The sequence below is a fragment of the Rhodocaloribacter sp. genome (genome assembly GCF_056451265.1).
Genome location: NZ_JBWOPL010000030.1, coordinates 35319 through 47141, shown reverse-complemented (window position 1 = coordinate 47141; position 11823 = coordinate 35319). Strand labels below are relative to the sequence as shown.

Here is an 11823-nt window from a genome sequence, read left to right as displayed (position 1 = left end):
GGGGATGAGGTTGATGCGGTCGTGCGCAGCCCCCCCTCCTGCTTCCATGCTATACCAATTCACTGCGCAACCGCTTCCCAAGAGCTGCCGCCGCTCGCTCCAACGTTTGGAGCGTGATCGAGGGGTTCGAGGGATCGAGGAGCCTGTTCAGGGAAGCACGACTGGTTTGCATCCGCCGGGCCATCTCGGTCTTCGTCAAGCGCTGCTGCTTCATCAATTCCTCGACCTGATACGCAATGACGCGCTTCAGGGCGGCGGCTTCCACCTCAGCCAGAAGACCTTCTTCCGCGAGAAAGTCGTCGAAGTCACTTCCGACGTGCTCGTTCATGCCTGTCACCTTCACGTTCTACTTCCTTCTTTTCACCTGCGCGAGTCGTTTCCTTGCCAGAGCCAGTTCCTTCTTCGGGGTCTTCCGTCCTTTCTTGATGAAGGCGTGAAGCAGCACCATGACGTCTCCTTCCACAGTGAAAAAGATCCGCGCGATTCCGTCTCCGTGACGAATGCGCACTTCCCACAACTCCGGTTCCATCTTCCGGACGAGCGGCATGCCAAGCGGCCGGCCAAACTGCACGGTTTTGATCTCTTCACCTATGGCCTTGCGCGCGACTCGGGGCAATGCTTTGAGCCACTCACGTACGGGTTCTCGTCCGGTTCCGCTCCGATAGAAAGCGACACGCAAGCGAGGAGTGTTTTCCATATCGCAATGTACCAAAATAGGTACATGCCATCAAGAGCTGAAGTTCCAATCGCCGGACTGATCCGGCAGGTCTTCCCCCTCCCGTAGGCAGGTCGCGCCCCTTATCCCGTCACGAGGAGTTCGGGCGGGAAGCCTTCGAGGAGGAGGCGGTCGGCGAGGCGGAGGAGACGTCGTTGTTCGGGCCAGGCGAGGCGGGCGGCGGCGGCTTCGGCCGACAGCCACACGAAAGCGTCGTGCTCACGGTCGAGCGTCGGGTCGGCGGTGAGTCGGGCGGCGAAGGCGGGGATGAGGTTGATGCGGTCGTGCGTCCACTCATAGAAAGCGTTCACGGAGGGCAAGGCCCACAGCCGGTCGGGCTCCAGGCCGGTCTCCTCGCGCAGTTCGCGGAGCGCCGCCTGCCACGCCGTCTCGCCCGCCTCGATCTTGCCGCCCACCATGCGCCATTGCCCCGCATACGCCGCCGAAGCCGCCCGGCGCATCAACAGAAACTCGACCGTCTCCTCCTTCGGGCGACGGTACGGATAGACATCGACGACGCGAATCACGGTTTCGGGCATGGCGCAGGAGACAACGTGGAGACCATCGGCGCGTGGACCGCGAAAAAGCGGGGCGCGACCGGGCAGTGCAGGCAACCCCGGCGCGTAGACCTCCGTACTGTATCAATCATTCCGTATCGTGCTGCGTGATAGGACGCATTTCTCGATAAAGCTTTTGGTGTCCCGCCTCACGCCGTGCGCCTCGCTGGTCAATCTAACGAAAAAACAGTACATTCGAGACCCTACGCGCACGGTATTTCGATCCCCCTGACGTCTCCTCCCATGACGACCCGAGAACCCCCTGACGGCCCCCGGCACGCTCTTCAGCATGAAAACGAGCGCCTGCGCCGGGCCGTCGAAGAGCTGTCCATCCTGAACGACCTCAGCCTCGCCGTCAGCGCCTCGCGCGACGTGCAGGAGATCATGCACGCCATCATCCGGCGTTCGCTGCGCGCAATCCGGGCGGAGCAGGCCGTCATCACCCTCGTGGGGCAGGATGCCGCCGATCCCACACAAACGTTCATCCGCACTTCCGCCAGTTCCGGCGATCATGAGGCATACCGCTCCGAACAGAGCCTCCTCGGGTGGATGCATCTCTACAAGGGCCCGCTCCTGATCAACGATCCGGCCCACGACGAGCGGTTCCGGGGCACACGGTGGCAACGCGGCATCCACTCCGTGCTCTGCGTGCCGATGATCGTGCAGAACCGCCTGATCGGCATCCTGACGCTGTACAACAAGAAAGAGGGCGGTTTCACACACGACGATCAGCGGCTGCTCGCCATCCTCGCCGGGCAATCGGCGCAGGCCATCGAGAACGCCCGGCTGCAGGAGGAGGAAAAGAAGCTCATCCGGTTGCGCGAGGAATACCGGCTCGCCTTCGAGATCCAGACCAACCTCCTGCCCAAAGAACCGCCGGTGTGCGACGGCTACGACATCGCCGGCCTCAGCCTGCCTGCCCAGACCGTCGGCGGCGACTACTTCGACTTCATCCGGGTCGACCGGGACCGTCTCGGCCTGTGCGTCGGCGACGTCTCCGGCAAGGGGCTTCCGGCGGCCATGCTCATGGCCAACGTGCAGGCGACGCTTCGCGGGCAGGCCCTTGCCCAGCCCGATTCCGTCCGTGACTGCATCGCCCATTCGAACGGGATGCTGTGCCGGAGCATCGGGCGAGGCTCTTTCGTCACGCTCTTCTTCGGGCTGCTCGACACGCGCACGCACACGCTCCGGTACGTCAACGCAGGCCACAACCGTCCCCTCCTCCACGCCGCCGACGGCCAGATCCGCGAACTCCCCACCAGCGGTCTCGTGCTCGGTTTCCAGCCGGACTTCCCCTACCGGGAGGGCGCCGTCGCCCTCGCCCCCGGCGACACCCTGCTCATCTATTCCGACGGCATCACCGAGGCCATGAACGCAGACCGCGAACAGTTCGACACCATGCGCCTCGGCGAGATGCTTCGCGCCCACGCCGGCACATCCGCCGACACGCTCATCGAGCGCATCATCGCCGCCGTCCGCCGACACACCGGCGAGATTCCTCCGAACGACGACATGACGATGCTCGCCCTCCGGCGCACGGCGTGAGCCCCCCGACCCGGCGCCTCTCCCCGGAAAGACTTGACTCTTTGCCGGGAACCTCCTACCGTCATTCTTACTTGCACCATCCCCACCCACTCACGCACAGGAATCAACCATGCCGTTCAAAGTCAAAGAGGAATACCACGCCGTCGTCATCGAGATCACCGGGAAATTTCTGGGCGCCGTCGAGGGCGAGGCCTTCAAGCAGGCCATCGAGGAGCTCAAGGAAGCGGGCAAGATCCACGTGGTCATTGACCTCTCGAAGGCCGATCTCCTCGACTCGACCGCCATCGGCCTGCTCATCAGCAGCCTGACGACGATGCGCCGCGCGGGCGGGGACGTTCGCCTGGCCGGGATGCAAAAACGCGTCAAGAATCTCTTTTTAATGACGCGGCTGCTCGGTCCCGTGTTCGACCACTACGAAACCGTCCAGGAGGCCGTCGACAGCTTTGCGGAGCAGCCGGAAGCCCCGTCCGGTGCCTAGCCTCCCGGCGCCTCTCCGCCACCCTCCGAAAGCAGCGTCGTACTCCCGTTCGAAGCAGGGATCGTTTTCGATTCGTATTTTCCGGAAAGCGTGCCCGGCGCCGGTTGCCTCTCACCCACCCGACCGGCGCCTCCGACCTGATGCTCGCGTATTTTTTCGTCGCCCGGCGGCCGGCCCATGACGAACACTTCCTCCAAGGCTACCGTTACCCGCCTGCTGCTGCAGGCTCGCGACGGCAATTCGGGCGCGCTGAACGACCTCTTTCCGCTCGTCTACGAGACGCTCTACGAACTGGCGCACGGGCAACGCCGCCGCTGGCACGGAGACTATACCCTCAACACCACGGCGCTGCTCCACGAAGCCTACCTGAAGCTCGTCGATCAGAGCAAGGTGGAATGGAAAAGCCGCTCCCATTTCCTCGCCGTCTCCGCGCGCGCCATGCGCCATATCCTTATCAATTATGCCCAGAAGCGCAAAACGCTCAAACGTGGCGGCGATCAGACAAAGGTGACACTCGACGACGATGAGGGCGGTCGGGAAGCCCTCATCGACGACGAACGCCTCGACGACCTGCTCTCCCTTCACGAGGCGCTCACGGCGCTCGGGCAAAAGAGCGAGCGACAGGTCCGCATCGTCGAATGCCGCTTTTTCGGCGACATGACCATCGAACAGACCGCCGCCGCGCTCGATGTCTCTCCGGCGACCGTGAAACGGGACTGGGCGCTGGCCCAGGCCTGGCTGTTCCGGCACATGAAAGAAGACTGAAGCCCGCCCGGGCGTTTCGACCCGATCCTTTTGTGGTTTTTCCGTGACCCGTTTGCGGTCCTTTTGGTGTATATAGAAGAAAGCCCTTTGTCCGAAATCGCCCGTCCCGTCCGCACCGGCGGTTCCGCGCTCCATCCGCGTGTCCTCTTATGGAAACCGTAACCTGGGATAAGATCGGACTCCTCTTCGACGAGGCCCTCTCGATGCCCCCCGAGAAGCGCCCGGCCTTCCTCGACGACGTGTGTCGCGACAACGACGCCCTTCGCGACGAACTGGCCTCGTTGCTGGCGGCCTACGACGAGGCCACCGCCTACCTCGGCGACCTGGCCGAGGCCCTCCGCATGCCCCTGCCCGTCACCGTCTCCGACGAGCGTGAAGGGCCCGATCCCCTCACGGGCACGCATGTGGCCCATTACGTCATCCACGAGCGTCTCGGGCGCGGCGGCATGGGCGTCGTCTACCGCGCCGAGGACACCCGGCTTCAGCGCACCGTCGCGCTCAAGTTCCTCCCGCCGCTGTGGACGGAAGACGAACGGGCGATGGCGCGTTTCCGGCAGGAAGCCAAAGCCGCTTCGGCGCTCGATCATCCCAACATCTGCACCATCTACGAGATCAACGAGACGGCGCGGGGCCGCCTCTTCATCGCCATGGCGTGCTATGAAGGGGAAACGCTCAAGGCAACGATCGCCCGGGGGCCGCTGCCGCTCGAGACGGCGCTCGATTACGCCCGGCAGATCGCGAGCGGGCTGGCGAAAGCGCACGCCTCGGGCATCGTTCACCGCGACGTCAAGCCCGCCAACGTGATGATCACCGAGGACGGGCGCGCCAAGATCCTCGACTTCGGGCTGGCCAAGATGCCCGACATCAACCTGACGCGTCCGGGCGTGACGATGGGCACGCCCGCGTACATGTCCCCCGAGCAGATGCGCGGCGCGCCGGTGGATCATCGCTCCGACATCTGGTCCTTCGGCGCGCTCGTCTACGAGATGATTGCCGGAAGCCCCCCGTTTCGGAGTGATTACCAGGCGGCGCTCGAATACAGGGTGGTGAACGAGGACCCGCCCGCGCTCTCGGAGCTCTGTCCGGACCTTCCGCCCGGGCTCGCGCACATCATCGGGCTCTGTCTGGAAAAGGACCCGGAGCACCGCTACCCCTCGATGACGGACCTGCTCGCCGACCTCGACGTGCTCACCTCCGGCGGCGACACCTCGCAGATCCGGACGCCGTACGCGTCGCGGCGGTCGCGGCGGCCGCTGATCGGCGCGGGCCTCGTGGCGTTCGCGGCGGTGGCGCTGGCGCTCGCCTTCACCCCGGTGCGGGAAGGCGCGCTCCGCCTCCTCGGCTTCGGCGGGCTGCCGGGCGAGAAGCACGTCGCCGTGCTGGCCGAACGCGGCTCGGACGGCTCGCCCACGGCCCGGGCGTTCGTCGACGGGCTCATCGCAACCATGGTCGATGACCTGAGCCGCATGGAGGACGTCGGCAACCTGTGGGTCATCCCCGCCGACCTCGTCCGCCGGGACTCCGTGCGCACGCCGGCCGAAGCCGCCCAGGCCTTCGGCGTCAACCTCGTCCTCAGCGTCGATGCCGTCCGCGACGCCACCCATACACGAATCGCGCTCGAACTGATCGAGCCGGAGACCGGCCGCCTCCTTCGCTCCGCTAGCATCGCCCGGCCCGCCGGCTCGTTCGACGCCATTCAGGAAGACCTCGTCCGCGAACTGGCCGACCTCCTCGACGTGGACCTCATCCCGAACCAGACCCGTTCCCTGATCGCGGGCGGCACGTCCACGCCCGGCGCGTATGAGTTCTATACCCAGGGACGCGGATACCTCCAGCGCTTCGGCGAGGGCGACAACCTCCAGGCGGCCATCACGCTCTTCGAGCAGGCCATCCGAAGCGACTCGCTCTATGCCCTCGCCTATGCGGGGCTCGGCGAAGCATACTGGCGCAAGTATGAGCAGACCGAAGACGTGCAATGGATCGAGCAGGCGGAACGGTTTTGTGAACGCGCCATCGAACTCAACGACCGGCTCGCTCCCGTCTACATGACGCTCGGACGCATCCGAACGGCGCGCGGTCAGTATGGCTCGGCCATCGCCGACTTCCAGAACGCCCTCGCCCGCGACTCGTCGTACACCGACGCCATCGGAGGGCTTGCCCAGACGTACGACGCCCTGGGCCGCCTCGACGACGCAGAACTCGCCTATCAACGGGCCATCGCTCTGAAACCCGACTACTGGGTCGGATACCGGGATCTCGGACGGTTCTACTTCAAACATGCCCGCTACGAAGACGCCATCGCCCAATACCGCCACGTCATCGCCCTGACCCCGCTGAACGCGCGTGCGTATTCGAACCTCGGAGCCATGTATTTCTACCTGGAACGCTCCGACGAGGCCATCGAGATGTTCGAGCAGGCACTAAAGATCAAGCCGGACCATACGATCTTCGCCAACCTCGCGACCACCTATTATTACGAGGGTCGGTATGCCGAGGCGGCCGAGGCGTACGAGAAGGCGCTCGAACTGCAGGGCAACAATTATCTGACCTGGGGCTACCTGGCGACGGCCTATGAATGGTCGGGACAGGTCGAGGAGAGCCGCCGGGCACACGCTCGGGCCGCCGAACTGGCCGAGGCCCGACTCCGCTTCAACCCGCGCGACGCCGAGGTGCTGAGCCACCTCGCCGCCTATTATGCCTATCTCGACGAGGACGGGCAGGCCCGGGAGACGCTCGCGCGCCTGCTTGCCCTGCGGCCTACCGCCCCCTCGGACCTCTCGCGCATCGCAGAGACCTACGAACGCCTCGGAAACCGCCGGCAGGCCCTGACATGGATCGACCGGGCGCTGGAGCGCGGCTATTCGCTCGTCGACATCGAGGGCTATCCGGGCTTCGACCGACTTCGGGCCGACCCCGGCTTCGCGCCGATCCTGGCCCGCGCCAGAGCGCGTCAACCCTGAGCCGCGCCCCCCCGCCGGTACGCCCCCACCGGAGCCCGTTTCACAAACCTGCAATCCCTGAACCCCCAACCATTCTCTTCGGAGGCATCCCATGGCAGACGTAACCATCACGTGCACGCCCACGAGCACCTGTTACGGCGTCAGCGTCGACCCCGTGGACGTCAACCCCGGCGGGTCGGTCACATTCTACGGTCCGGTCGGAGCCACCGTCGGCTTTGCGAACCCCCAGGCTCCGGTGAACCGTCGTTCGCAAACCATCGGCGCTACCGGCTCGGTAACGTTCAACGTGAACACTTCTCCGAACTCGGCAGGAACGTACTATTACGGCGTCACGAACATCCCCTGCGCGACGTATTGCGGCGGCTCGGATCGTCCGGCGATGCAGGTCAATTGACGAGGCGCCCGTTCCTTCACGCCGTCCCGGCCCTCGCGCTCTTCGGCGCGTGTCTCCTCCACGCCTGCGCGCCCGAGGCGCCGGACCGCGCGGACCCTTTCGACCGGATGCACCGCGTCGTCATGAACGGCGACACGCTCACGAGCGTCGAGACGATCCGGCTGCCCGCCGGTGGCTGCCGCGCACCCGCCCCGGCGGCGGCGACGCCCGACGCCCTCTCGCCGGACGAAGGACCTTTCCCCGAGGGCGACACCACGGTCCTGATCACGCTGCGGCACACCGAGGCGATCCCCCGCTTCCCCGAGCCGCGCCTCCATGAGCTGCGCGACGCGCCCGGCAACCGGGCGGCGCTGGAACGGGCGCGCGCGCTCGTCCGCACGCTCAAACGGAAGCTCGCCCGCCGCTTCAGCAACGTCACGGGCGACCTCTCCGGCGTCGCCGTGCTCGACACGTTCTGGCTCATCGACGCGCTGCAGGTGCGCCTGCCCCGCGCTGCGCTCCCGGCCCTCCGCCGCCATGCGGACGTGCGCTTCGTCGAGGCCCCCTTCGTCCCGCCGCCCGCTCCCGACTCCTCGACGATCCGGCGGCTCATCCTTCCCGGCTATATCTATCAGGACACGATCCCCCCGCCGGAGGGGCCGCCGGTGGCCCGCGGGCGCGACAGCCTCGGCAGCGACCCGTATTTCGATGCGGGGCTGACGGGCGGATGGGTGGCCATCCTCGACCAGGGCGTCGAGGTCAACCACATCCAACTTGCCTTCCCCTCGCCCCTCGGATATCAGGGCGACTGCGTGCGCGGCGGCGAGGACTGCCTCACCCGCACCCCATATTTTTACCCGTACGAGGTGTGCGCGCAGGATCACGGCACCCAGACCGGAGCCGTTCTCACGGCCAACGCCAACCAGGGCCAGTCGCACCGCGGCGTGACGCGGGTCCTGCTCGACACGTACCGCGTCTTCCGGTGCCGCGTGGTCGACGACAAGGTCTTTTTCCCCGATCTCGACTATGGCGCGGCGGTGCGAGGCTTTCAGGCGGCGGTGGCCGGCCTCAGCAAAATCATCGTGGCGCCGCTGGCGGGGGCGGCCTATCGATGCCTCGACGCGACGTGCACGCGCCTGCGCTATGCGCCCGAGCGCCACGGCGTCCTCATCCGCGCCGCCGATCATGCCTTCGAGGCCGGCGCGGCCGTCATCGCCGCCACCGGCAACACGCCGCGGCAGGTGGGGCAGCCCGCCGTCGCCCGTAAAGCGCTCGGCATCGGGTCGTACACCGTCACCACCGGACGGCAGGAGCTCAGCCAGGGCCATCGTCGAACCCCCGACGGACGCCTCAAACCGGACGTTCAGGCGCCGACCGACGTGCTCACGGCCGGCAGCTACTCGAAGGTGGACCTCCGCGCCTTCGCCGGCACGAGCGGCGCGACGGCCTTCGCGGGCGGCGCGGCGGCGCTCCTGCGCTCCTGGCTCCTGCGCACCAGCCGACGCGACGGCGTCGATCCCGGACAGGTCTACGCGCAGATGATCCTGGCGGGCCGCCACCCCTTCCCCTTCAACGACTCGTCCGGCGCCGGGCGCCTTCGCCTGCCCCCCCTCCACGGCGTCGCGTGGTGGGGCAAATCCGCCCTCTGCCCCGGCGACACCCTCGACCTCCCCCTCGATCCCCGCGACCGCCGACCCCACCTCCTCGACGCCGCCCTCTGGTGGCCCGGGGACGCAAACCATCCTCGCGCCAACCTCGACCTGCTCCTGCTCGCGCCCGACGGCTCCGTTCGCGCCCTCAGCGCCGACCCTTCGAGCGTCTTCGAACGGGCGCGCGCCTCCGGCGTCGGTCCGTGGACCCTTCGCATCATCGCCGACCGTGCGTCCTCGCGTCCACAGACCGTGTACTGGTCCGCCCACGCCCGGCTTCCGGGCCCGTGACGCCTCAGCGCTCGGCGGAAGCCCCGTGCACCACGCGGCGCACCACCTTGCCGATGGTCAGCCCCTGCACGAGGATAGAGAAGACGACGACGGCGTACGTGATGGGCAGGATCACCTCCCGCATCGGCCCGGGCGGAAGCGAGAGCGCCAGCGCCACCGAGATGCCGCCCCGGAGCCCGCCCCACGTCAAGATGCGGATGATGCCGGGCGTGAACGTGAAGAACCTGCGCAACATCGCCACCGGGAGGCTCACCGCGATCAGTCGGGCGAGCAGCACCCCGGGGATGAGCAGCAGGCTCGCCAGCACGTACGCCTTCGTGAACGACAGCACGAGCACCTCCAGCCCGATGAGCAGGAAGAGCAACGCGTTGAGCACCTCGTCCACCAGCTCCCAGAAAATGTCGAGGTGGTGGCGCGTCTTGCTCGACATGGCCAGGAGCCGTCCCTGATTGCCGATGAGCAGCCCCGCCACCACGATGGCGATGGGGCCGGAGAGATGCAGCGAAGTGGCCAGCGCATAGCCGCCCATCACCAGCGCCAGCGTGATGAGGATCTCGACCTGATAGTTGTCTACGCTCCGGAGCATGAGGAAGGCCACGTATCCCGCCCCCAGCCCGAAGAGCACGCCCCCGACGGCCTCCTGAAGAAAGAGCTGCGCCACGTGCCCGGCAGTCACCGTCTCCACACCCGTGGCGACCTCAAGAATGACCAGAAAGATCACCACGCCGACGCCGTCGTTGAAGAGCGATTCGCCCGCGATCTTCACCTCCAGACTTTTCGGCGCCTGCGCCGTCTTCATGATGCCCAGCACCGCAATGGGGTCCGTCGGGGAGATGAGCGCGCCGAAGAGCAGCGCGTAGAGGAACGGTATCTCGACCCCGAGCCGGCCGAGCGTCAGCCACGCCAGCGCGCCGACGAGGAACGTCGAGACGAGCACGCCCACGGTGGCGAGCGTGCCGATGATCCACTTCCGCTCCGCCAGGTCGTTGATGTTGATGTGGAGCGCGCCTGCGAAGAGGAGAAAGCTGAGCATCCCGTGCAGGAGGGTCTGGCTGAAATCGACCTTCTCGAGCACGGCGACGGCGTACGCCCGCAACCCGAAGCCCATCGCGTCCAGGGCGATGAGGGCCATCGAGAAAAGCAACGCGATGAGCGTCACGCCGATGCTGATCGGCAGGCCGATGTACCGGTAGTTGACGTAGCTGAAGATCGCGGCCAGCGAGATGAGCACCGCAATGATGTTGATCAGTTCCATGAGCAGAAGGAGGACAAGGGAAGCGCTTCGTCTCCGCAGTATACTCATTTCCGCCATGCGGCGCAGAACCGCCGGCCCGGCGCATCCCCCCGAAACGAGAGGCGCGCGACCGTCCGGGGGCCGGGATGACACGCGCTGAGCCGGTCTTTTGCCCCCGCCTTCGCGAGGGTCGGCTTCGCGGGAAGGACCTTCTTCGGGAAATGCGTCGCCGGCCGGCGACGAACGAACGCGAGCCTATGCCCCGGCGTCTTCGTCCGCGTTCGGCGGGGCCTTCGGGTCGAAGAGCATCCCGGTGCACAGGCAGTGCTTGCGGTCCGTGCGCGTGAGCACGTCGAAGTTCGGACAGCTCCGGCATCCCTGCCAGAAAACTTCGTCTTGCGTCAGCTCCGAGAACGTGACGGGCCGGTACCCCAGCTCCGAGTTGATCCGCATCACCGGCAAGCTCGTCGTGATCCCGAAGAGCTTCGCATCCGGGTACTTCCGCCGCGACAGCTCGAAGGCGCACCGTTTGATCCGCTTCGCCAGCCCGCGACGCCGAAACTCGGGCGCGACGATCAGGCCGGAGTTCGCCACGTACCGCCCGTGGCTCCACGTTTCGATGTAACAGAACCCGGCCAGCGTCTCACCCTGAACGGCGATGACGGCTTTGCCTTCTTCGATCTTGGCGCGGATGTACGCGGGATCACGCTTGGCGATGCCCGTGCCGCGCACCCGCGCGGCGTCTTCGATCAAACGGGTGACGGCCTCCGCATAGGTCGCGTCTTCGGGACGGGCTTCGCGTACTTCGATGTCCATGAGGGTGGGGAATGAGAGAAAAGTCGGGGCACGAGGGTGCGTACAGACCGGCTTCAACCCCCGCTCCCCGATCCATGTTTCAGCCTCCGCGCGCGCCTCTGCGGCGCCGCCACGCCGCACCTCCGCGCAGCGATCGACGGTGCGAGGCGCTCACGCTCGCACGCCGGCTTCATCCCGGGGCAGGTCCACACGTTGCCCGGCTTGCCGAACGCATCGACTTCGCGGTCCATCGCGGAATCCGGCACGTCGTCGATGCTTCGCTCGGGGCGTGTGACCGCGCCGGAGGGGCCGTTCGCGGCAGGGCGCGGTCTCCCCCGCCCCCGAGATCTCGCCTGTTTGACAATCCTGTGAAATCGAAAAGCTCGCGCGGCCCCCGCGGCGATTTCTCTCCGGAAACAAAGGCCGACTCCCGCTATATTGGGGGCATGGTCGGGGCGGGC

Annotated in this window: 11 protein-coding genes; 6 read left to right on the top strand and 5 right to left on the bottom strand. The window is 66.6% G+C overall.

Translation table 11 applies throughout. The annotated features are described in order from the left end of the window. Positions 1 to 49: 49 nt before the first annotated feature. The 3 genes from AC1HIY_RS04520 to AC1HIY_RS04510 all read right to left on the bottom strand — a co-directional run bounded on the left by AC1HIY_RS04520 (position 50) and on the right by AC1HIY_RS04510 (position 1254). Positions 50 to 328, bottom strand: a complete 279-nt coding sequence (locus AC1HIY_RS04520) for a helix-turn-helix domain-containing protein (RefSeq protein WP_479575517.1) — start codon at positions 326 to 328, stop codon at positions 50 to 52. 18 nt (positions 329 to 346) lie between these two features. Beyond that, complete coding sequence (locus AC1HIY_RS04515; RefSeq protein ID WP_479575516.1) at positions 347 to 697, bottom strand: type II toxin-antitoxin system RelE/ParE family toxin; 351 nt, start codon at positions 695 to 697, stop codon at positions 347 to 349. Positions 698 to 798: 101 nt separating this feature from the next. After that, positions 799 to 1254, bottom strand: coding sequence for an NUDIX domain-containing protein (locus tag AC1HIY_RS04510; protein ID WP_479575515.1), 456 nt, complete (start codon positions 1252 to 1254; stop codon positions 799 to 801). 261 nt (positions 1255 to 1515) lie between these two features. Here AC1HIY_RS04510 and AC1HIY_RS04505 point away from each other — a divergent pair, with 261 nt between their 5' ends. The 6 genes from AC1HIY_RS04505 (at position 1516) to AC1HIY_RS04480 (ending at position 9333) form a co-directional block, all read left to right on the top strand. Continuing rightward, complete coding sequence (locus AC1HIY_RS04505; protein ID WP_479575514.1) at positions 1516 to 2817, top strand: PP2C family protein-serine/threonine phosphatase; 1302 nt, start codon at positions 1516 to 1518, stop codon at positions 2815 to 2817. Positions 2818 to 2926: 109 nt separating this feature from the next. Next, positions 2927 to 3295 carry an STAS domain-containing protein gene (locus AC1HIY_RS04500; protein ID WP_479575513.1) on the top strand — a complete coding sequence of 123 codons (369 nt, stop codon included), beginning with the start codon at positions 2927 to 2929 and terminating at the stop codon, positions 3293 to 3295. Positions 3296 to 3472: 177 nt separating this feature from the next. Continuing rightward, a complete protein-coding gene (locus tag AC1HIY_RS04495) occupies positions 3473 to 4060 on the top strand; it encodes a sigma-70 family RNA polymerase sigma factor (RefSeq protein WP_479575512.1) in 588 nt (195 codons plus the stop codon). Between the two features lie 149 nt (positions 4061 to 4209). Then, positions 4210 to 7020 carry a protein kinase domain-containing protein gene (locus tag AC1HIY_RS04490; RefSeq protein WP_479575511.1) on the top strand — a complete coding sequence of 937 codons (2811 nt, stop codon included), beginning with the start codon at positions 4210 to 4212 and terminating at the stop codon, positions 7018 to 7020. A 91-nt stretch (positions 7021 to 7111) separates the two neighbouring features. Then, entirely contained in the window at positions 7112 to 7414 is a 303-nt protein-coding gene (locus AC1HIY_RS04485; RefSeq protein ID WP_479575510.1) for a hypothetical protein, read from the top strand. After that, positions 7411 to 9333, top strand: coding sequence for a S8 family serine peptidase (locus AC1HIY_RS04480; RefSeq protein ID WP_479575509.1), 1923 nt, complete (start codon positions 7411 to 7413; stop codon positions 9331 to 9333). Before AC1HIY_RS04485 ends, AC1HIY_RS04480 begins: the two co-directional genes overlap by 4 nt. Positions 9334 to 9337: 4 nt before the next feature. Here the strand turns inward: AC1HIY_RS04480 and AC1HIY_RS04475 are convergent, their stop codons facing one another. Beyond that, on the bottom strand, positions 9338 to 10588 hold the full coding sequence (locus AC1HIY_RS04475; RefSeq protein ID WP_479575508.1) for a cation:proton antiporter: 1251 nt from the start codon (positions 10586 to 10588) through the stop codon (positions 9338 to 9340). Between the two features lie 234 nt (positions 10589 to 10822). Beyond that, positions 10823 to 11383: an N-acetyltransferase family protein gene (locus tag AC1HIY_RS04470; RefSeq protein WP_479575507.1), complete on the bottom strand. Its 561-nt coding sequence runs from the start codon at positions 11381 to 11383 to the stop codon at positions 10823 to 10825. Positions 11384 to 11823 lie beyond the last annotated feature (440 nt).